The following is a 22,174-nucleotide window of genomic DNA, read 5'->3' on the forward strand; positions in this document are numbered from 1 at the left end:
AATTCAGCAATCTGCTTTGCAAAAATATAGTGTTCATTGTCGTTGAATTGGAGGGATATTAACACCTAATTAATTGTTTTATTATCATTCATCGATTCCTTAGTTAAGTGCCAACTATAAAATATCAGCGAATATCTATCATTCAGTGACGGACAATGCGAAAATAGTGTTTTTAGTCAGTTGAACGATGTCTGATTTTTGACGTGTTAACGTGACAAACGTAATTCTTCCTAATTTATGTACACAATACCTCATGAGTGAAATAAAAACCCAAGTTCAGTTTGTTGAAATAGATGACGATATGGCCGGCCAGCGCATTGATAATTTTTTGCGTAATCGCCTGAAGTCGATTCCCAAAAGCGTTGTCTATCGTATCCTTCGTAAAGGTGAGGTACGAGTGAATAAAAAGAGGGTTAAAGCTGAATATAAAATAGCAGCCGGAGATGTCGTTCGTATTCCTCCAGTGACAATCGCAGAGTCTTCACAAAATGAGTCAGCCCCTGTAAGCGCTAAGCTTGCAAAGGTCGCAGAGTTACAGGACTGTATCCTGTTTGAAGATGATCATATGTTGGTGCTGAATAAGCCTTCAGGAACGGCGGTTCATGGCGGTAGCGGTCTTAAATTCGGTGCAATTGAAGGGTTAAGAGCGCTAAGACCGGAAGCGCGTTTCCTTGAATTAGTACATCGAATTGATAGAGACACATCCGGTATTCTTTTGATTGCAAAAAAGCGTTCTGCGTTACGCCATTTACAGGCTCAGTTTCGCGAAAAAACCGTACAGAAATACTACTTTGCGTTAGTGATGGGGAGCTGGAAGAAAAGTTGTGTCAAGATAAATGCGCCTCTGCAGAAAAACGAAGTGAACAGCATTGTTAGAGTGAACCCAAATGGAAAACCCTCTGAAACTCGTTTTAAAATAATGGAAGCGTTTGCTGATGCCACATTGATCCAAGCAAGTCCTATTACGGGTAGAACTCACCAAATACGGGTACATACCCAGTATGCTGGTCATCCAATCGCATGGGATGATCGCTATGGCGATCGACGGTTTGATGCCTACACTGCAAAGTTTGGCTTAAACAGACTTTTTCTTCACGCTGCACACATTCGATTCACCCATCCAGGCAGCGAAGAGTGGATGGAAATAGAAGCGCCAATGGATGATATCCTCGAATCAACGCTTCGAGGAATGAGAAAGTCCAAATCTTAATGTTTAAGATAAAACCTGAATACCCTCGTTGGCCAAAAAGTCGATTAATTTAATTAACGGCAATCCTATAAGGGTATTTGGGTCATCGCCTTCCATTCTCTTAAATAGCGAAACTCCCAGCCCTTCGCTTTTAAAACTTCCAGCACAAGAGAAAGGTTGTTCTTTATCGACGTAGGCTTCTATTTGTTGGGCTGAGAGAAGCCGAAAGTGGACAGTGTATGATTCTACCGAACTTTGGATATTACCTGTAACACTGTTATACAAAGCGAGTCCTGTAAGAAAAGTAATAGAACGACCATTCTGAGCATTGAGTTGCTCTATTGCCTTGTCGCGCGAGTGCGGTTTGCCTATGATTTTGCTATCGACCACACACACTTGATCCGATCCGATAATCAAACTTGGTGTATCGCTGTGACAGGATTTCGCTTTCGTGATCGCTAGGCGTTCAACCAGCGCGAGTGGCGATTCATTTGCTAAAGGTGTCTCATCACAATTCGGTGCTTCAGTAATAAAAGCGATGGAGAGCTTTTCCAATATCTCTCGGCGAAAAGGGGAGGTTGACGCGAGAACAAGTTGAGGATTTTTCATTTTTTCTTGAATAGTTGTAGCTAATTCCATTTAGGTTATACGATAATATTGTCAGCTTCATAGTTTTTAAGCCATGAAAGGAAAAAAGTTTAACTTTTTGTCCTTTTTCTTTGACTAAATTTGATTTGGAAGATAATATTCGCGCCCTATGCAAAAGGTAAAAATACCGCGGACGGTTGATCCGTTAAAAGCCGCTCAGAAAAAACTAGATTATGATGGTATCATCCAAATCAGTCTTTTTAAGCGTTTAATGGAATCAGTCGCAGGCGTTAAACGCGACGCAGAAGTCTCATTGTCATTTGAGATTGATGAACAAAAACTCATTGTTATCTCTGGTAAAGCTAACATTGAAGTGGATTTAGTCTGTCAGCGTTGTAATGAGGTGTTTGCACATACGTGTGAAGTTGACTTCACTTATACTCCTGTGGTGGGAAGTAATAGTGAAGAACAGATCCCAGAAGAGTACGATTTGGTAGATCGGAATGAGTATGGAGAAATCGACCTTATTCAACTTGTTGAAGATGAGTTCATCATAAACTTGCCTCAAGTAGCAATGCACGATGATGCGGATTGTAGCGTTAATTCGGATAATATGGTGTTTGGTGACCTTCCCGACGAAGTCGAGGAGACAAAGCCAAATCCATTTGATGTTTTAAAGAGCCTAAAGAATCAGTCAGATTCTTAAGCATTAACACATAAATAGGAGTAGGGTCCATGGCCGTACAACAAAACCGTAAAACACGTTCTAAGCGTGGTATGCGTCGTTCACATGATGCGCTAACAACTGCAGCTCTTTCTGTAGATGCGACTTCAGGTGAAACTCATCTACGTCACAACGTGACTGCTGACGGTTATTACCGTGGCAAAAAGGTTATCAACAAGTAAGGTTGACCTTTGCATAATTTAACCGTTGCACTTGATGCAATGGGCGGGGATTTTGGTCCTCGCGTCACAGTGCCTGCCGCCGTGCAGGCACTGTCGCATTTCCCAGAGCTTAAAGTGATTATCACCGGTGATCGGAACGATATCACCCAACAGTTGTCTTTATTAGGTTACTCTGACGATACTCGGTTGAGGATCGAACATAGTGATCAAGTTATCTCTAACTCCGAGAAACCCTCTTTGGCTATTCGTCATCGACTCAAGAGTTCGATGGGGATTGCGATTGATATGGTTGCAAGTGGAGAGGCCCAAGCTTGTGTTAGTGGGGGAAATACCGGTGCTTTAATGGCGTTGTCTTGTTTTCGTCTAAAATTATTACCAGGAATTGATCGCCCAGCGTTAGTCACTGCGTTGCCAACAATGTCTGGTCAGAAAACATGGATGCTTGACTTAGGTGCGAATGTTTCAAGTAATGCAGACTCATTGTTTCAGTTCGCCGTAATGGGTAGTGCTTTAGCGGAACAGCATATTGACCGCCAGCCTCGCATTGCCATACTTAATATTGGTGAAGAAGAAATTAAGGGTAACGATCAGGTAAAACGTTGCGCTGAGATGCTAAAACAGACATCATCGATTGATTTTATTGGAAATGTTGAAGGAAATCAGCTACTAAATGATGTGGCGGATGTCATTGTCTGCGATGGTTTTGTTGGCAATGTGTGTCTGAAGTCTTGCGAAGGGACCGCTCAGCTTTTTATTGATAAGCTAAAAGGAAAAATGTTTGGCTCATCACTAAAAGGTTGGATTGCAAAAAAACTATTTGCTGATCTGTTTACGGAATTAAAAACACTGAACCCCGACCAGTATAATGGCGCAAGTTTGTTAGGATTGCGCGGTATTGTTGTAAAAAGCCATGGAAGAGCTGATGTATCTGCTGTCGTCAATGCGATTGGAGAAGCGGTACATGAAATAAATAGACAAGTACCTAGTCGTATCAGCGATCGGTTAGAAGCGGTTTTACTCGAGAGGCATTATTAGTCTTCATGTTTAGCAAAATTTTAGGAACAGGCAGCTACCTGCCATCTCATGTGCGTACCAACGCTGATTTAGAGAAAATGGTAGAGACGAGTGATGAGTGGATTGTCACGAGGACTGGTATAAAAGAACGACGCATTGCTGCTGATGACGAGTCAGTTGCGACGATGGCATTCTATGCGGCTGAAAAAGCGCTCGAGATGTCTGGTATTGATGCATCTGATATCGACATGATTATTGTTGCTACCACTAGCGGTAGCCATACCTTCCCATCATCAGCTTGTCAGGTTCAGGCCAAGCTTGGTATCAAAGGGTGCCCTGCGTTTGATGTGGCAGCGGCATGTTCTGGATTTATGTTCGGTCTCTCTATTGCTGACCAGCATATCAAATCTGGCATGTGTAAAAATATCTTAGTTATCGGAGCGGATGCCCTGTCTCGGACCTGCGATCCTGAGGACCGTTCTACGATTATCCTATTTGGTGACGGCGCTGGCGCCGTAGTTGTGGGCGCAAGTGAAGAGCCTGGTATCCTGTCGACTCATATATACTCTGATGGCGAACATGGCCCACTACTTAGTTTGGAAGTACCTGAGAACGGTGACGCACCAGATAAGTGGCTTCATATGGCTGGAAATGAAGTATTCAAAGTTGCTGTCACCCAGTTAGCTCGCTTGGTAAAAGATACGCTTGCTGCGAATAATATGGATAAATCGGAGCTAGACTGGCTTGTGCCACATCAGGCAAACCTGCGCATTATATCCGCGACCGCAAAGAAGCTGTCTATGCCAATGGATCAAGTCGTGGTTACACTCGATCGTCACGGTAATACATCTGCTGCGTCAGTTCCAAGTGCACTAGACGAAGCGGTACGTGATGGCCGAGTTCAAAGAGGGCAGACTTTGCTACTTGAAGCGTTCGGTGGTGGATTCACTTGGGGTTCTGCTCTTATCAAATTTTAAAAACTAATTATATTGGCAGGGTGATTAGATAGGTTTACCTTGCATAGTTAATTTCTAAACTAGGAAAATTTATAATGAGCAAATTTGCTATTGTATTTCCAGGGCAAGGTTCTCAATCAGTGGGGATGCTTGCAGAACTGGGTGAACAGTTTAATACAGTAAAAGACACATTTGCAGAGGCATCAAGTGTCCTTGGCTATGATTTGTGGAACTTAGTTCAAAATGGTCCTGTTGAAGATTTGAATGAAACATTCCGTACTCAACCGGCCCTTTTGGCTGCTTCTGTCGCTATTTGGCGAGTATGGCAGGAACAAGGACTAGAACAACCTGCGGTTCTTGCGGGACACAGTCTGGGTGAATATTCAGCATTGGTTTGTGCTGGTGTTATTGATTTTAAACAGGCGATTAAACTCGTTGAGTTGCGTGGTCAGTTAATGCAAAAGGCAGTACCTGCAGGTACTGGTGCGATGTATGCAATTATCGGTCTGGATGATGCAGCTATTGCGGCCGCTTGTGAGCAAGCGGCTGAAGGTCAGGTTGTATCACCGGTAAACTTTAACTCTCCAGGACAAGTTGTGATTGCGGGAAACAAAGAGGCAGTTGAAAGAGCTGGTGCTTTGTGTAAAGAAGCGGGTGCTAAACGTGCGCTTCCATTACCTGTATCGGTACCTTCTCACTGTGCTCTCATGAAGCCAGCTGCAGATAAGTTAGCTGAAGCACTAAAAGAGATTGAATTCAATTCCCCAGCGATTCCCGTTATCAATAACGTAGATGTTATCGCTGAGACATCGCCTGAAAATATTAAAAATGCACTCGTTCGTCAGCTATATAGCCCAGTGCGTTGGACCGAAGGCGTGCAGAAAATGCATGAACAAGGCGTAGAAAAACTTATTGAAGTTGGACCAGGTAAAGTACTCACTGGCCTAGCAAAACGTATCGTAAAAGCACTTGATGCTGCTGCCGTAAATGATTCGGCATCATTTGAAGTAGTCAAGTCATAACAGGAAAGGGAAACATGAGTAATTTCATGAATCTAGAAGGTAAAGTTGCTTTAGTGACTGGCGCGAGTCGTGGTATTGGTCGAGCTATCGCTGAACTCTTGGTTGAGCGTGGTGCGAAAGTTATTGGTACTGCGACAAGTGAAAGTGGTGCTACTGCTATCAGTGAATATTTAGGCTCAAACGGTAAAGGTTTAGCGTTAAATGTCACTGATGTTGAATCTATTGATGCTGTACTTAAGTCAATTAATGACGAATTTGGTGCCATAGATATTTTGGTCAATAATGCTGGGATCACTCGTGATAACCTGCTAATGCGCATGAAAGACGATGAGTGGCTGGATATTCTAGATACTAATTTAACATCGATTTTCCGCCTATCTAAGGCCGTTCTGCGTGGTATGATGAAAAAACGTGCTGGTCGTATCATCAACATTGGTTCTGTTGTTGGTACTATGGGCAATGCAGGACAAGCAAATTACTCAGCAGCTAAGGCTGGAGTAATTGGTTTCACAAAATCAATGGCTCGTGAAGTTGCTTCACGCGGTGTCACAGTAAATACTGTTGCGCCTGGATTTATTGAAACTGATATGACAAAAGCACTGAATGATGACCAAAGAGCTGCTACACTTGCACAAGTTCCAGCTGGTCGCTTGGGTGATCCTCGCGAAATTGCATCAGCAGTCGCATTTTTAGCTTCTCCGGAAGCTGCATATATTACTGGTGAAACGTTACACGTCAACGGTGGTATGTACATGGTATAGTGTTTTTTTGAAAAGATTAAAAAATTTATGTTTTTAACCTTTTCGCTAAAAAAATCACTGAGTGCGCAACTTTTGTGCATGATTTAAGTCAATTATGGTCAGAATTTCGGTTAAAATCGTCAATTTTGTGGTTTGACCAGCGATGACCCTCTTGCAACTTTCCCTAGTTCTAATAAACTACGGAAACATCGCATAGAGCGAAATCTGTAAAGGAAAAGAAAAAATGAGCAACATCGAAGAACGCGTAAAGAAAATCATTGTTGAACAGCTAGGTGTAGACGAAGCTGAAGTTAAAAACGAAGCTTCTTTCGTTGAAGACCTAGGTGCTGATTCTCTAGACACTGTAGAGCTAGTTATGGCTCTTGAAGAAGAATTCGACACTGAGATTCCTGATGAAGAAGCAGAGAAGATCACTACTGTTCAAGCTGCGATCGACTACGTAAATAGCGCTCAGTAATCTATCTCTCCAGGCGGTCTTCTGACCGCCTGAGTTTTTACTTAATCATCATCTACCCCTCTCATAAGAATTGTACAATTCCGGAGAAATGATTGTGTCCAAGCGTCGTGTCGTTGTCACTGGCATGGGAATGTTGTCACCAGTTGGCAACACAGTAGAATCTTCGTGGAAAGCCCTGCTAGAAGGTCAAAGTGGTATCTGTAATATCGAACACTTTGATACCAGTAATTTTTCAACTCGTTTCGCAGGTTTAGTCAAAGACTTTAATTGCGAAGAGTACATGTCAAAAAAAGATGCTCGTAAAATGGATTTGTTTATCCAGTACGGTATCGCAGCTGGCATTCAAGCCCTAGATGATTCTGGTCTTGAGATTACAGAAGAAAATGCACCCCGAGTTGGTGTTGCAATAGGTTCTGGTATTGGTGGTCTGGATCTCATCGAGAAAGGTCATCAAGCATTAGTTGAGAAGGGTCCTCGCAAAGTTAGCCCATTCTTCGTTCCTTCAACTATCGTAAATATGGTTGCGGGTAACTTATCTATTATGCGTGGACTTCGTGGACCAAACATTGCTATTTCAACAGCGTGTACAACTGGTCTGCATAACATTGGTCATGCTGCGCGTATGATCGCCTATGGTGATGCCGATGCAATGGTTGCAGGTGGTGCAGAAAAAGCATCAACTCCATTGGGTATTGCTGGATTCGGTGCTGCCAAAGCGCTGTCGACTCGTAATGATGAACCTCAAAAAGCTTCTCGTCCTTGGGATAAAGACCGTGATGGTTTCGTTCTAGGTGATGGTGCAGGTGTGATCGTTCTTGAAGAGTACGAACATGCAAAAGCGCGTGGCGCAAAAATTTATGCTGAGCTTGTTGGTTTTGGAATGTCTGGCGATGCTTATCACATGACATCTCCAAGTGAAGATGGTTCTGGTGGCGCTCTAGCAATGGAAGCGGCTATGCGTGATGCTAAGGTTGAGGGTACTCAAATTGGCTATGTAAACGCTCACGGAACATCGACTCCAGCAGGTGATATCGCTGAACTAAAAGGTATTAAACGTGCCCTTGGTGAAGCTGGAGCGAAGCAAGTTCTGGTATCTTCGACTAAATCAATGACTGGTCACCTTCTTGGTGCTGCTGGTTCTGTTGAGGCGATTATCACGATAATGTCTTTGGTTGATCAAATGGTTCCACCAACGATAAACCTTGATAATCCTGAAGATGACATCGATGTTGATCTTGTTCCTCATACTGCACGTAAAGTGGAAGGTATGGAATATGCCATCTGTAACTCATTTGGGTTCGGTGGTACAAATGGTTCACTGATCTTCAAGAAAATATAGTTATCTGACAGAGTTGAGACTTGTCTATAAACGGCTTAGTGCGTAGCATTAAGCCGTTTCTTTTTACAGGTATACTGATATGTTTTGGATTAACGGACAATTAGCAGAATCTGTATCGACTTCAGATCGCTCTTTTCAATACGGTGATGGTTGTTTTTCGACAATCTTGACACGTAATGGATATCCGCAATTGTGGGATTACCACCTTAAGCGTTTACAGTCCTCATTAACTCGTTTAGCCATTACGCCACCAGACTGGAAGCAAGTCCTGACATGGATCAGCGATATTGCACTACCTGATGACAAGGCAGGAGTTAAACTGCATATCAGTCGGGGCAAAGGTGGCAGAGGCTACAGCCCTAAAGGTATATCGCAACCCTCAGTTACTCTAAGTCGTTTTCTCTATCCGGAACACTATGGAGATTGGCAGCAGAACGGCATTGATTTGATCGTCTGTGATACCCGTCTCGGTATTAACCCATTACTTGCCGGCATGAAACATAATAATCGCCTCGAGCAGGTTTTGATTAAAAATGAGTTAGAACAAAAGCAGGCGACAGATGGTGTTGTTTTGGATATCTCCGGTCATGTCATAGAAGCGTCTATGGCGAATATTTTCTGGGTCAGCGATGACACTCTTTATACCCCTCAATTACATCAGTCCGGTGTGGCTGGTGTTATGAGGCATAAAATTCTTGAGCTCTCGTCTCAGCATTCTTTACGTGTGGTTGAAAGCAGCTACGTTCTAGATGACTTATTCGCGGCGAAAGAAGTGTTTATCTGTAACGCCCTCCTTGGTATTGCACCTGTTAAAGCAATTGAAAATCAAAAGTTTACCATTGGTAAAACTACAAAATACTTACAAAAACGGGTTTTAACGTGATAAAGAAGTTATTTATTGTAGCATTCGTCGCTGTTGTCATCTTGGTGAGTGCTGGTAAAGCATTTTTAGATTCATCTGTAGAGCAGTTTGTAGGTCAGCCTCTAAAGATTAAAGAGAATCAATTAATCGATGTCAAAAGGGGCTCATCAATGCAGTCGGTGCTTTCCCAGTTAGAGAGTCACCAGTGGATAGAATCGTCATGGGTTGCGCGTTTTCTCCATCACGTTGAGCCATCATTATCCAGAATTAAAGCGGGTACTTATCAATTAGCCGCTGGGGAGTCACTTAAAGCGGCCCTCATCAAGATGGTCGATGGCCAGGAATATCAGTTTTCGATTACTTTTGTCGAAGGAAGTCGATTCTCTGAATGGCGTAAAGCTTTGTCTGACACCTCTGGAATTAAGCACACTCTCGGTAATATGAGTGAGGATGATATCGCCTCAGCTCTTGGAATAGAGCATAAAAAATTGGAAGGGCTGTTTTTAGCTGAAACTTACAATTTTACCTCTGGAACTAAAGATATTGATATTTTACGCAGAGCACATAAAAAGCTCGAGATCATATTAAATAAGGCTTGGGAGAACAGGCAGGAAGGACTCCCTTTGAAAACACCTTATGAAGCATTAACTCTTGCTTCTATCATTGAAAAAGAAACCGCGATAGAGAGTGAGAGAAGGCAGGTCGCCTCCGTTTTTGTTAATCGGTTGAAACGAGGGATGCGATTACAGACTGACCCTACCGTTATTTACGGCATGGGAGATAAATACGATGGCAATATAAGGAAGCGAGATTTATCGACAAGAACGCCTTACAATACTTATGTCATTAATGGCTTGCCACCCACGCCTATTGCAATGCCAGGAACAAAATCTATAGAGGCAGCTCTACAGCCGGATGATACGAAATACCTTTATTTTGTTGCGAGTGGTAAAGGGGGGCATGTGTTTTCGAAAACATTAGTAGAACACAATCGTGCAGTGCGGCGTTATCTTAAACAACTAAAACAGAATTGATACGTAATGAAAGCAAAATTTATTGTCGTTGAAGGACTTGAGGGAGCAGGAAAAAGCACTGCTATTCAGACCGTTGTAAATGTGCTCAAACAGCATGGCATAAAAGACTTAGAGCAGACTAGGGAACCTGGTGGAACGGTACTTGCGGAAAAAATGCGAGAGTTGGTTAAACATGAGCATGAAGGCGAGATTCTTCAGGACACAACAGAGTTACTTCTTATGTATGCTGCTAGAGTACAGTTAGTTGAGACCATAATCAAACCTGCTTTGCAAAATGGCCACTGGGTTGTCGGAGATAGACATGATATGTCATCACAGGCTTACCAAGGTGGTGGTCGAGGTATTGATGCTCATGTAATGCATGCACTGCGAGATATTACACTAAAGGGATTTAAACCTGATTTTACGTTGTACATGGATATTGATCCTAAAATCGGTTTAGAACGAGCAAGAGGCCGTGGAGAATTAGATCGTATTGAAAAGATGGACTTAAGTTTTTTCGAGAGGACAAGAGATGCTTATCTTGCTATCGCCAAGAAAGATGAAAGTGTTGCGATTATCAATGCACAACAACCATTAGAGAACGTAACGAGAGATATCATAGCGGCTCTGACTCACTGGTTGAGCAATCAGCCATAAGGAATACGTCAATGTTACCTTGGTTATTACCTGCGTGGAATCAGTGGCTTAATACGCTAAACAATGATCATCTGTCCTCTTCAACCCTGCTAGTGACTGATAAAGGCTGTGGCGCAGATGTGTTAGTTGAACAAATGGCAAAGGGTCTACTGTGTAAAAATGGCCATGAAGCTTGTGGGTTTTGTCATAGCTGTCAGTTATTTGATGCACAATCGCATCCTGATTATCATGTCATAAAGCCAGAAAAAGTCGGTAAATTGATTACTGTCGATCAGATCAGGGCGGCGAATAAAGTTGCAGTTGAATCATCGCAGCTTGGCGGATTACGTGTCATTTTAGTTTCTCTTGCTGAGCAGCTGAATGAGTCAGCCGCAAACGCTTTATTAAAAACATTGGAAGAGCCAGCGGAAAAATGCTGTTTTATCCTAGTCAGTGAGCAATCGAATCGTGTATTACCGACTATTCGCAGTCGATGTCGCAAAGTCACGGTTACAAATCCTGTTAGAGAAGCCTCTTTAATTTGGTTGTCTGAGAAAGGCTATCCTGATATGCCAGGCTACGTCATAAAAATCAATAATTACTCACCTTTGGACGCTTTGGCGTTTATGCAGCAGGATGAATTGGGTTCTTTTACTTCTCTTGAACAGAGTTTTTGTTCGTTTATTAGCCAGCCAGTTGCTCAGTTATTACCGCTAGTAAACACGATTAAATCTGACGCTATCAAACACTTAACTTGGCTATGGTATTGCTTGAGTGATTCATTAAAAATCCACCAGAACGTGAATATGCCTGACTATACTCCCAGTAGTCAGGAAATTGCCGATAAAGTGTCTTATGCTTTAGTGCATAAACAACTAAAGGCGTTAGTTGAGCTCATTAATCAGCTAACAACGCAGTCCGGATTAAACGATGAATTATTAGTTACCAATTGGTTATTAGATTTTATTGAGGATCCATGTTTATAGACTCCCATTGTCATCTAGACAAATTAGATTATACAGAATTACACAACAGCGTTGCTGATGTAATTCAAAAAGCACGAGACGTGAATGTCGAGCATATTCTATCTGTTGGCGTCACCTTAGATGCTTTTCCTTCAATGATGAAGTTGATTGAACCTTTCGACAATGTTTCTGCTTCATGTGGTATCCATCCACTTGATGTTGAGAGCGCTTTTGCTCTTGATACGTTTCGCCAATATTGTAACTTGCCCAAGGTAGTCGCTGTTGGTGAGACCGGACTTGATTACCATTATCAACCAGAAACCGCTGAATTACAGAGACTACGCTTTGATCAGCAGGTTTCAGTCGCAGTCGATGTTGATAAGCCACTTATCATTCATACCAGAAATGCTCGACAAGACACTCTCGATATCCTGCGTAATGGCCACGCAGAAAAGTGTGGGGGCGTTATCCACTGTTTTACGGAGGATATGACGTTTGCTGAAGCTGCAATGGATTTAGGATTTTATATATCGATCTCTGGAATAGTCACATTTAAACAGGCAACTGAGTTAAAAGAAGTCGTTAAGCAACTGCCGTTAGATAGATTACTGATCGAGACGGATTCACCTTATCTTGCTCCAGTCCCTCACAGAGGCAAACAGAACCAACCGGGATACGTTGTCGAAGTTGCTGCATATATTGCGCAGTTGAAAGGCATCTCTATTCAGCAAGTTGCAGAACAAACAACTAAAAATTTCCGTAAGCTTTTTTTAAAAGAAAAAATATGATCTCTTTTCCTGACATGGATTTTACGTAAGTAAGTTTGTTTGCAAGAGAATGTATTTTGTTAATTTTCTTTTATTTCAATTGGTTATTGGATGAAAGTGGTCTTTGTTAACAAAAATAAAAAAAATATTACATTACTAACATACCTTGGGTTTTATTTTTAAAGAAAAATTAGATTTGTTTTGGGAAAATAAAATAAAAATCAGAGTGTTATGTTTTGTTTGGGCGCTTTTTATCCCCTTTTTCTACTGTGATCTAGATTTAATTTTAGAACTAAAATTTTAATCGCTATAGAAATCTTGAGGGGGGTCAATATATATTTAGAGCCGAAAAATATAATGCCACTTATGGTATTAACCATTTCACGCTAAGTATGACGCTGTGGGGGTGAGCTACTTAGTGCATATAAATAGTAATAATAAAACTTAATCAGGAGCATATAATGAAAGGCTTTTTTAGTAAGCTATCTCAATCAATTATGTTACCTATAGCATTGCTACCTGCTGCAGGTATCATGCTAGGGATCGGCGGTAGTTTTACCAACCCGACAATGGTAACGGCATACGATATTGGTATTCTACAAGACGGCACAGTTCTCAACAGTTTCCTACAAATTATGACTGCTGCAGGTGGTATTGTATTTGCTAACTTGCCAGTTATGTTCGCACTAGCTGTTGCAGTTGGTTTCGCTCGTACTGAAAAAGGTGCAGCGGCTCTAGCAGCTCTTATCTCATTCCTTGTAATGAACGTAGCTATCGCAAAGACGCTACAGGTTGCAGGTATGATTGATGGCGGTACAGTTGTGCTGATGGGCGAACACTACAACGGTGTTTTAGCGAATACTCTAGGTATTACTAATACATTAAGTATGGGTGTGTTTGGTGGTCTCATTGCTGGTGCATTCACTGTAATTCTGCACAACAAATACCATGATGCGAAACTACCTGACTACCTTGGTTTCTTCGGTGGTGCTCGTTTTGTGCCTATCATCAGTGCATTTGCTGCGTTGTTCTACGGTATTGTATTAACCTTTATCTGGCCTTTCTTTGGTGCAGGCTTCGGTGCTATCGGTCACGCTCTTGGTGAATTGACTGCAAGCGGCCACGGTTATGTTGCTTCATTCCTATTTGGTATTATTGAACGTTCACTAATCCCTGTAGGTCTACACCACGTATTCTACCTACCATTGTGGCAGACAGAAATTGGTGGAACGGCAACTATCGCTGGTGAAGTCGTTAAAGGTACACAGAACATCTTCTTTGCTTCTCTAGCAAGCGGTGATTTCTCACACTTTACTTCAACTAACTTCATGACTGGTAAGTTCTCATTCATGATGTTCGGTCTACCTGCTGCTGCGTACGCTATGTACACTCTTGCAGACAAAGAAAATAAAGCGGCTGCTGGTGGTCTGTTATTCTCTGTTGCTCTAACTGCGTTCTTGACAGGTATTACTGAGCCAATTGAATTTACATTCCTATTCCTAGCTCCAGCTCTTTACTACTTCATTCACGTTCCATTGGCTGGTATCTGTTTCATGCTAATGGATATGTTGGGTGTTAAAGTTGGTATGACTTTCTCTGGTGGCTTCATCGATTACTCTCTATTCGGTATTTTGCCGGGTGTGACTGGCGTTGATAACCATTGGTATTACATCATTGCTGTAGGTGTGGTATACGCATTCCTATACTTCTTCCTATTCCGTTGGTACATCGTTAAGTTCGACATTAAAACTCCAGGCCGTAAAGGTAGTGACGTTGCTGTTGTAACTAAGAAAGATTACCATGCAGCAAAAGCAGCTGGCGCAGCTGGTGACAATGCTATTGTTGACCAAATGATTGAAGCACTTGGTGGTGCAGATAACTTGGTGGACGTTGATGCATGTATCACTCGTCTACGTATTACTGTTAAAGATGGTGCCTTGGTTAAAGACAATAACTACTGGACTCAACAACTTGGCGCTAAAGGTCTGGTTAAAGTTGGTGATACTGGTATCCAGGCTATCTACGGTGCACAAGCTGCAACTTACAAAGCACAGATTAACTCACGTCTGGGCCGATAATGGACTTTAAGTTCAAATACCGACGCGCGGGGACATTTATTATTGACCTCGCTGTTGTAAAGATCTTTGCCGAACTCGGCTCAGGTCTTTACCTCGGAGTCATTGCTTATCTTGGCAAGGGCTCCGGAGTTTCTGTATCACTAACGGATTCAGTAGCGTTACCCGTGTTACTGGCTATCTATGTCATGTTACTTTTGGTTTTCATCGGGGTCTATCTCGGTTATCACTGGTTGTGCTTAAAGTTATTAGGTACATCGTTATCCAGATATTTGCTGGGTGTGAAAGTCGTGTCTGATAAAGGAGCGCCTTTATCTCATTCGGCTTACCTAAAAAGGGAATTTGATAAAGTAGTGTGGTGTATTGCGACATTGGGTATATACGCGCTTTACAGTGCGGCTCAATATATGACGTTTTCTCATCCACCGTTACATGATAAGAAAAACCATACTCAGGTAGTTGAATCTTAGACGAATTAGAAACGACAAAATCCCTTCCTTAAGAAGGGATTTTTTGTATCTATATGTCAATTCTTTATTAATATTTCTGTTGATATATTTGAATTAGCTTAACTCCTCACTGACATCCCTGACAGTCCTCTCCCTTAATCTAATCCGCAGAAAGTAAATAAAAACTAGGGAGTGCAAATCCATGAAAATAATTAAAATGGCAGCAGTGGGTGCATGTCTATTATCTGCTTCAGTATTCGCTGAGTCTTCAAATAATATTGATCTCGCAGGTAATAAAGTTGCGGTAGGTATTGGTGCAGACCAAGGTTTAAGTGCAGTTTTTGAATTGAATGACCAATACCGAGTAACGGCAGGTAATGATGGACTTGCGTTTGATTATCTATTTCAGCGTGGCACGTTCAGTAACCCTGATATCCCTGTTGACTGGTATGTAGGTGCTGGTGGTTGGACTGAATGGGATAACGATGACTATGGTGCTCGTTTACCTGTCGGTATCAATTGGAATTACCAGAAGATAAACGTGTATGGTCAGGTTTCACCTCAGTTTGATTTTGGTGATGATGACGAGCTTGAGATCGGTGCTGCTGTTGGTGTCACCTACAGCTTCTAATCCTTATGATTACTGTCCGTAATCGCAAAAAGGCCCGCATGTTGCGGGCCTTTTTGCTAGTTATAAGTTGGTCTACTTCTTGTTCATTGCTATTTTCATACAGACAATAGCACCACCCCAAGTAATACCAAGACCCAAAACCATCATAATAATTGAGCTTGTATCCATATTATGCCTCTTTACGTGTTCTTAGGTTAATGACGATACCGTTAATAAGAAGTAGTGCAATCAGAACCCATCCAAGAGTCAGATCATAGCCACCGTAACCTTCAGTTAGCAGGGTATGTACTTTTGTCGCCAGGATAATGGCGAGAATGACTGGAGTAACAAAGCGCAGGCAAATGTCGAACCATACACCAACAGAAAAGTCAGAAATACTATTCACATACTTACGTACATCCGAAATTTTAAATAACCATGTCATCAATACAATTTCGATGAAACAGCCGCTCATAATACCAATGTTGTTCGTAAAGTGGTCCACGAGATCAAGTAATAACAGTCCACCGTTGGTTGCGAATGCCATTGAAATGATGAATCCCAAGCCTAATACGATATTCGCTGTCTTCTTACGACTCCATTTCAACTTATCCATAACCGCAGATACAACGGCTTCTAAAATTGAAATGAGTGAGCTTAACCCTGCAACAACAAGAGCAAAGAATAAGATTGGGCCAAGAATATAAGGTGCAGGAAGTAAATTGATGGCTTCTGGCAGAGTAACGAAAGCAAGTCCGACACCAGCAGAAACAACATCAGTGATCGCTTTATCTTGAGTTTGAGCCATATAACCCAAAACCGAGAATATCATGATACCTGCTAATATAGAGAAACCACAGTTAATCAGCACTGTCATGAACGCATTATTCGTGATATCTGACTTTTCAGGTAGGTAGCTTGAATAAGCGAGCATAATGGCGAAACCAATACTTAACGTAAAGAAGATCTGCCCATAAGCTGCTGCCCAAACTTTTACATCCCAGATCTTGCTAAAGTCTGGTTTGAACATATAGCTCACACCATCCAGAGCACCAGGTAGCACAATCATGCGACCAATCAGGATTAGGACCATAACGAATAGTACTGGCATCATGATTTTAGATGCACGTTCGATACCCGCTTTTACACCACCTACAATTGCCGCGTAAGTAATGACCCAAGCGATAGCGATAGTCAGTGCGATATGCCACTGGATGCCGCCAAGGTTAGTCGGTGAGTTATCGCCTAAGCCAAGATAATCACTAAAGAAGAACGTATTGGTCTCTGTTCCCCAGCTTTGGCTGAAAGACATGCCGAAGTAGGATATTGCCCAGCCAATAACTGCAACATAGTAAACGCCAATTGTCGCAGCAACACCAACTTGGAACCAACCTAGCCATTCAAATTTTTTGTGAATCTTTGCCAATGTTTTAGGCGCCGATCCACGGTATTTCTGCCCCATACTGAATTCTAAAATCATGAATGGGATACCGGCAGTGATCATGGCAAAAAGGTAAGGGATGAAAAATGCGCCGCCGCCATTTTCGTATGCCATATAAGGGAAACGCCAAATGTTTCCAAGGCCAATTGCGGAACCTACAGCAGCCAGTATAAAACCAGCTCGAGATCCCCATTGTTCTCGCTTCATGTGTTACTCCTTCGATAAAACTGAGCAATGCTTGTCCTGAATTAGTCAAATGTATGTACTACAATTAATAAGCTTTAGAGAGCGCCTGCGCTTACTTAGCTCACTATGAGTTTTTTTAGTTTTCTATACTGCTAAATCAGACAAAGCTCAGAATATTGTTCTTTGTGTTTTGATGTGTGTTTGCGCTAGCTGATAGGTTCGCCTGCGCTTAGGGTCCGAGACTACATATTTCTCATTTGAAAGGCAATAGATTGTAAACTTTACTGTTGATAGTTATATTGGTTTAATTGTCTAAATTTAATTTAATTTTTGGTGTTATAAATTATATTTTCCTTTTAATATTGCTTTATGACCTAATTTTTGTCTTTTAATGTAGTTATATATTTTGTCCATATGGTTAGATTTAATCTCTGCATTAATGATTTCGATTAGTATTTCTGTTGGTTTGGTAATATGACTTTGATTGATTAAAAATCGATATAAATAGGAATAAGTCAGTTAGCAGATTATGCTGATAATACTTTTATTCTACAGAGTAAGTTAAGTCCATATCCTTACTGTGATCAAGTATTCATATTTGTTTTATGTCTTATCTATTTTATTGCGCATCTAAGTTTTTGCCATGTATGTTGTTAGTAACTATTAGACGTGAGGATAGTACTATGGAACTTGATCTAAAACTGGCTATATCCATTACTGTTATTGTTTTCGCCGTGCTGATTGCCTGTGGAGTGATAGCAATAGCTTCATAGAAACCGTGGATGCGAGCGTTTGATGATTATTAATCGTGGTATCGTTGATAACCTCGCAGTGACGCTTAACTTAAACAAATTATCTAAATTTGTTGGCGGAAAAAATGCGCTTGTTGTTCAAGGTGGTGGGCAAAGAGGTATTTTTACCGCTGGCGTCTTGGATGCGTTCATCTTATCCAATATCGACCCCTTTGATGCTTTTTATGGGACATCAGCAGGTGCGTTGAACCTATGTCCCTTTGTTTGTCGCCAGCCTCTTTTGGGGAAAGCATTCATCAGTGAATTAACGACCGATCCTCGTTTCTTTAGTCTATTTCGCTATATTCGACACAATGAGCCGCTAAACGTTTCCTGGGCCTTGGATAAGATTTGCAGTTACCCATATCATCTTGATATTGATTTGGGGAAGAAAGTACTCGGGCAGCGTCAGTGCATGGCTGCAGTTACACGAGCAGGTACATTGCAGGATGAGTATCTACCCATTTTTTCTAAGCAATGGAAAGAGATATTAAGGGGGAGCTGCGCGATTCCACAGTTGTGTGGGGATAGTGTCGCTATCGGAGAACAGCGTTACTTTGATGGTGGGATTTCAGCCTCAGTCCCTGCCCAAGAGGCGTGGCGAAATGGGGCAAGGTTGATTGTTGTTATTAGAACTGAGGTTGCCAGTGAGTTGCCAGTATTAGCTTCTGCACTGCCTGTCAATGCGATTCCAGTGACAACCGAAGACCCGGGACAATGGGGACAAACGATAGAAAAATGGTTCCGGGACTTGAATGTGTTCTCTCGTTACAAAAATGATAAAGCCGATCGTAAGGAACAAGCCAAAGACCTGCTTAATGGTGGTCGCTGGTTATTTGGAACGGATTATATTTATCGTATTGCTTATTTACTCGGAACCCAGTTTGACTCTACATTAAAAGATATGCTTCTCAGGCATTATCAATCCTATGCTGAAACGATGAAATTCCTCGCTCAGCCTCCAGACGACTGTTTTATTGTTGAAATCGCACCAGCTCAGCCGTTACGTTCGAATTCGCTAATGACTAAGAAAGAGGTTTTACTGGAAGATTATCAAATAGGATTGGACGCTGGGTATCACTTTGTTGAGTTGTTGCGTGAGGTTGACCGCAGAACAGGCCAACCTTTTATTTATTCCAAGTATGGGCATCAGCGTTAGTATACAGGAATGATTCTCAGGCAATTTGTCGAGCCTTCTACGTTGAGAATATCTCCTTGTGTAATGATAACGATATCGCCAAAATCTAAGAAATGTTGCTCTTTTAGGCTTTCCAATGCCTCAAGTGCCATATCATATCCAGACGTCTCTTTGCTGTGAAAATACACCGGGATGACACCTCGGTATAACGCACACCGATTCAGCGTTCTTTCATTGTCAGATAAAGCGAATATAGGGAGTTCAGAATTTAGCCTGGATGTCATCTGGGCGGTTCGTCCTCCCTGAGTTAAACAGACCATTGCTTTTATGCCTTCCATATTGTTCGCGGCAAATATGGTAGAGAGCGCGATGGTCTCCTGTGCGGTTATACACAGCTTATCGAATCGATAAGTTTGCTGGCGCACTTCGGACATCTTTTCTGCACCAATACAAACTTCTGCCATGGCTTTGACTGTTTCGACCGGATATTTACCCGCAGCAGTTTCACCGGATAACATAACGGCGTCAGTGCCATCAATAACCGCGTTGGCCACGTCCATCACTTCAGCACGAGTGGGCATTGGACTTTCAATCATTGATTCCATCATCTGAGTGGCGGTGATGACGACACGGTTAAGTTCTCTGGAGCGTTTAATCAGTTTTTTCTGCACACCGACTAACTCAGGATCACCGATCTCAACACCGAGGTCGCCGCGAGCAACCATAATGACATCGGATGCCATGATAATATCGTCGATATTTTTGTCATCCAAGACTGTTTCTGCACGCTCAACCTTTGCCACTAGCTTCGTTTCCAGTCCCGCATCTCGGGCTAACTGGCGAGCATATTTAATGTCCTCTCCAGTTCTTGGGAAGGACACGGCCAGATAATCTACTTTTATTTCCGCTGCAAGTAAGATGTCTTGTTTGTCTTTTTCGGTAAGGGCCTGAGCCGATAGGCCACCTCCTTTTTTATTGATGCCTTTATTGTTGGATAGTTTTCCACCTACAGTGACACGGGTATGAATTTTACTACCGTCAACCATAATTACCTGAAGCTGAATTCTGCCATCATCGAGTAGCAGTACATCGTTTGTTTTTACATCGTTTGGCAGTGCTTTGTAGTCTATTCCAACACTTTCCTGATTGCCTTCGCCAGGAGATAGTTGGGCATCAAGCGTAAACTTATCACCTACATTAAGAAAAATGTGTCCATCTCTGAAAGTGGACACTCGTATTTTGGGTCCCTGTAAATCGCCTAATATTGCAACCTGGCGACCTTGCAGTGCTGCAATTTCTCGAACTTTTCTTGCGCGTATCTTATGGTCATCTGCGCTGCCATGGGAGAAGTTGAGTCGTACAACATTAGCTCCGGCTTGAATGATCTGTGATAGGTTATCACCGATGTCGGTTGATGGTCCTAATGTGGTAACGATTTTGGTTCGACGTTTTGTTAGTACCATTATCCATCCCCAATAGTGGTTTTATGAATCGATATCTGGTAAGTATATGCAATATCTCTGGAACTGCTTATTTTCAATAGAGGATGAGTGCTTTTTCATCAGAGGCTTAGCTGGAAAAAGGACCGAAATACAGTAACTTTTGATAAGGGACGCAATTAATCCAATTTGTGCGTGATGTTTGTCACGCTCATTCACTAAAGCGCTTCACAATTTCTTTGCAAAGTAAAAAAATTACAGAGTTGCAGTTTTGAGGAGAAAAAGATGTATACGGCTCATCCGGGCCACGTTGACCATATTAAGCAGGTTAACGCTGGGCGGGTTTATCAATTGATCGATCAGTATGGACCGATATCCAGAATCGATTTATCTAAGTTGAGTGACTTAGCTCCTGCTAGTATCACCAAGATTACCCGCGAACTCATTGCTGCTCACCTTATTCACGAAACCACTGTTCAAGAAGCGCTCAGTCGTGGTCGTCCTGCCGTTGGTCTGCAAACCCGTAATGAAGGATGGCAATTTTTATCTATTCGTTTGGGACGAGGGTATATGGCTCTCGCACTACATGAATTGGGTGGTGATGTTCTTATTGATTCGAAAATTGAAATTCATGAGATTGATCAGGAGGACTTAATTGCCCGTATCCTCCATGAAATCAATGAGTTTTTTCTTACCTATGCTAATCATCTCGAAAGACTAACCAGTATTGCTGTCACTTTGCCTGGCTCGGTCAACAGTGAAAGTGGTGTTGTGATGAAAATGCCATTTTATCAGGTTAAAGATCTCGCTATTGGCGCCGAAATATATAAAGCGACCGGTGTTCCTGTGTTTGTTGCAAACGATACTCGTGCCTGGGCACTGTCAGAAAAGTTATTTGGACATGCTCAGAATAGTGATAATTCCGTTCTGGTTTCTATCCATAATGGCTTATCCGCCGGTGTGATGGTGAGCGGCAAAGTTCTACAGGGCCGGTTTGGTAATATTGGCGATATGGGACACATTCAGGTTGAGCCAAATGGTAAAACCTGTGTCTGCGGTAAGAAAGGGTGTTTTGACACAGTAGCTAGCTCTCAGGCTGTTAGGGACGAGGTTAAATCCCGTATTGCAACCGGTGAGGTTTCTGTTCTGTCGGATATGGAAGACATTACGCTAGAAGCGATTTGTCATGCTGCAGCACAAGGCGATGTGTTGTGCTGTGATGTGATGAAAAAACTGGGTGTCTATCTGGGCAAGGCGATTTCAATACTGATTAATATGTTCCATCCAGACAAAATACTCATTGGTGGTGTTATTAATCAGGCCAAAGAGTCTTTCTACCCGGGAATGATGCAGTGTATTTCTGAGTTATGTCTGGAAGATGATATATGTTCTCTTGATATTGTCGAGTCGCGTTTTTACAAGCAATCAACTATGCCGGGAGCTGCATTAATTAAACAAGCTCTATATGACGGCTCGTTATTGATGAAAGTGACCGAAGGTTAATCAGTTACATTGTAAAAGAGTGATGAAAGTTTCTGTCTTCGCCTAGATTTATCGTGGGAAATGG

The 22,174-nt window shown here is 42.1% G+C and carries 24 protein-coding genes; 20 read left to right on the forward strand and 4 right to left on the reverse strand.

Going from position 1 to position 22,174, the window contains the following annotated elements:
- Positions 1-253 precede the first annotated feature (253 nt).
- Positions 254-1,210 (forward strand): 23S rRNA pseudouridine(955/2504/2580) synthase RluC, encoded by a 957-nt coding sequence (gene rluC / locus EES38_RS06350; RefSeq protein WP_124936329.1) that lies wholly within the window; start codon positions 254-256, stop codon positions 1,208-1,210.
- Between the two features lie 3 nt (positions 1,211-1,213).
- Here rluC and EES38_RS06355 read toward each other — a convergent pair whose 3' ends face one another.
- Positions 1,214-1,798: a Maf family protein gene (locus EES38_RS06355; RefSeq protein ID WP_124936330.1), complete on the reverse strand. Its 585-nt coding sequence runs from the start codon at positions 1,796-1,798 to the stop codon at positions 1,214-1,216.
- A gap of 148 nt (positions 1,799-1,946) precedes the next feature.
- On the opposite strand from EES38_RS06355, the gene yceD reads away from it, so the two are divergent.
- The 16 genes from yceD (at position 1,947) to EES38_RS06435 (ending at position 15,633) form a co-directional block, all read left to right on the forward strand.
- A complete protein-coding gene (gene yceD / locus EES38_RS06360) occupies positions 1,947-2,483 on the forward strand; it encodes a 23S rRNA accumulation protein YceD (RefSeq protein WP_124936331.1) in 537 nt (178 codons plus the stop codon).
- Between the two features lie 29 nt (positions 2,484-2,512).
- Complete coding sequence (gene rpmF, locus EES38_RS06365) at positions 2,513-2,683, forward strand: 50S ribosomal protein L32 (RefSeq protein ID WP_021019534.1); 171 nt, start codon at positions 2,513-2,515, stop codon at positions 2,681-2,683.
- Positions 2,684-2,692: 9 nt separating this feature from the next.
- Complete coding sequence (gene plsX, locus EES38_RS06370) at positions 2,693-3,718, forward strand: phosphate acyltransferase PlsX (RefSeq protein ID WP_124936332.1); 1,026 nt, start codon at positions 2,693-2,695, stop codon at positions 3,716-3,718.
- A gap of 5 nt (positions 3,719-3,723) precedes the next feature.
- On the forward strand, positions 3,724-4,674 hold the full coding sequence (locus EES38_RS06375; RefSeq protein ID WP_124936333.1) for a beta-ketoacyl-ACP synthase III: 951 nt from the start codon (positions 3,724-3,726) through the stop codon (positions 4,672-4,674).
- 74 nt (positions 4,675-4,748) lie between these two features.
- Positions 4,749-5,675 (forward strand): ACP S-malonyltransferase, encoded by a 927-nt coding sequence (fabD, locus tag EES38_RS06380; protein ID WP_124936334.1) that lies wholly within the window; start codon positions 4,749-4,751, stop codon positions 5,673-5,675.
- A gap of 26 nt (positions 5,676-5,701) precedes the next feature.
- A complete protein-coding gene (fabG, locus tag EES38_RS06385; RefSeq protein WP_124936568.1) occupies positions 5,702-6,436 on the forward strand; it encodes a 3-oxoacyl-ACP reductase FabG in 735 nt (244 codons plus the stop codon).
- Positions 6,437-6,659: 223 nt separating this feature from the next.
- Positions 6,660-6,893: an acyl carrier protein gene (gene acpP / locus EES38_RS06390; protein WP_014204679.1), complete on the forward strand. Its 234-nt coding sequence runs from the start codon at positions 6,660-6,662 to the stop codon at positions 6,891-6,893.
- Positions 6,894-6,987: 94 nt separating this feature from the next.
- A complete protein-coding gene (gene fabF, locus EES38_RS06395; RefSeq protein ID WP_124936335.1) occupies positions 6,988-8,232 on the forward strand; it encodes a beta-ketoacyl-ACP synthase II in 1,245 nt (414 codons plus the stop codon).
- A 79-nt stretch (positions 8,233-8,311) separates the two neighbouring features.
- Positions 8,312-9,115, forward strand: coding sequence for an aminodeoxychorismate lyase (gene pabC, locus EES38_RS06400; protein WP_124936336.1), 804 nt, complete (start codon positions 8,312-8,314; stop codon positions 9,113-9,115).
- The gene (mltG, locus tag EES38_RS06405) at positions 9,112-10,128 is read left to right on the forward strand and encodes an endolytic transglycosylase MltG (RefSeq protein WP_124936337.1); all 1,017 of its coding nucleotides are present in this window, start codon (positions 9,112-9,114) and stop codon (positions 10,126-10,128) included. The genes pabC and mltG overlap by 4 nt, the downstream gene beginning before the upstream one ends.
- A 6-nt stretch (positions 10,129-10,134) precedes the next feature.
- A complete protein-coding gene (gene tmk / locus EES38_RS06410) occupies positions 10,135-10,767 on the forward strand; it encodes a dTMP kinase (protein ID WP_124936338.1) in 633 nt (210 codons plus the stop codon).
- Between the two features lie 11 nt (positions 10,768-10,778).
- Positions 10,779-11,732, forward strand: a complete 954-nt coding sequence (holB, locus tag EES38_RS06415; RefSeq protein WP_124936339.1) for a DNA polymerase III subunit delta' — start codon at positions 10,779-10,781, stop codon at positions 11,730-11,732.
- Entirely contained in the window at positions 11,723-12,499 is a 777-nt protein-coding gene (locus tag EES38_RS06420) for a TatD family hydrolase (RefSeq protein ID WP_124936340.1), read from the forward strand. Before holB ends, EES38_RS06420 begins: the two co-directional genes overlap by 10 nt.
- A gap of 440 nt (positions 12,500-12,939) precedes the next feature.
- Positions 12,940-14,556, forward strand: coding sequence for a PTS transporter subunit EIIC (locus EES38_RS06425; RefSeq protein WP_124936341.1), 1,617 nt, complete (start codon positions 12,940-12,942; stop codon positions 14,554-14,556).
- On the forward strand, positions 14,556-15,023 hold the full coding sequence (locus EES38_RS06430) for an RDD family protein (RefSeq protein ID WP_124936342.1): 468 nt from the start codon (positions 14,556-14,558) through the stop codon (positions 15,021-15,023). Before EES38_RS06425 ends, EES38_RS06430 begins: the two co-directional genes overlap by 1 nt.
- 181 nt (positions 15,024-15,204) lie before the next feature.
- A complete protein-coding gene (locus EES38_RS06435; RefSeq protein ID WP_124936343.1) occupies positions 15,205-15,633 on the forward strand; it encodes a hypothetical protein in 429 nt (142 codons plus the stop codon).
- 72 nt (positions 15,634-15,705) lie between these two features.
- On the opposite strand, the gene EES38_RS06440 is transcribed toward EES38_RS06435, so the two are convergent.
- Positions 15,706-15,801 (reverse strand): MetS family NSS transporter small subunit, encoded by a 96-nt coding sequence (locus EES38_RS06440; protein ID WP_124936344.1) that lies wholly within the window; start codon positions 15,799-15,801, stop codon positions 15,706-15,708.
- A gap of 1 nt (position 15,802) precedes the next feature.
- Positions 15,803-17,260 carry a sodium-dependent transporter gene (locus EES38_RS06445; protein ID WP_124936345.1) on the reverse strand — a complete coding sequence of 486 codons (1,458 nt, stop codon included), beginning with the start codon at positions 17,258-17,260 and terminating at the stop codon, positions 15,803-15,805.
- A 662-nt stretch (positions 17,261-17,922) separates the two neighbouring features.
- On the opposite strand from EES38_RS06445, the gene cydH reads away from it, so the two are divergent.
- Both cydH and EES38_RS06455 read left to right on the forward strand, forming a co-directional pair.
- A complete protein-coding gene (gene cydH / locus EES38_RS06450; protein WP_124936346.1) occupies positions 17,923-18,012 on the forward strand; it encodes a cytochrome bd-I oxidase subunit CydH in 90 nt (29 codons plus the stop codon).
- A gap of 22 nt (positions 18,013-18,034) precedes the next feature.
- Positions 18,035-19,189, forward strand: a complete 1,155-nt coding sequence (locus EES38_RS06455; protein WP_243694157.1) for a patatin-like phospholipase family protein — start codon at positions 18,035-18,037, stop codon at positions 19,187-19,189.
- Here the strand turns inward: EES38_RS06455 and pyk are convergent.
- Entirely contained in the window at positions 19,186-20,631 is a 1,446-nt protein-coding gene (gene pyk, locus EES38_RS06460) for a pyruvate kinase (protein ID WP_124936347.1), read from the reverse strand. The genes EES38_RS06455 and pyk overlap by 4 nt on opposite strands.
- Positions 20,632-20,892: 261 nt before the next feature.
- On the opposite strand from pyk, the gene mlc reads away from it, so the two are divergent.
- On the forward strand, positions 20,893-22,110 hold the full coding sequence (mlc, locus tag EES38_RS06465; RefSeq protein ID WP_124936348.1) for a sugar metabolism global transcriptional regulator Mlc: 1,218 nt from the start codon (positions 20,893-20,895) through the stop codon (positions 22,108-22,110).
- Positions 22,111-22,174 lie beyond the last annotated feature (64 nt).

It is taken from the genome of Vibrio viridaestus (genome assembly GCF_003856525.1).
GTDB lineage: Bacteria > Pseudomonadota > Gammaproteobacteria > Enterobacterales > Vibrionaceae > Vibrio > Vibrio viridaestus.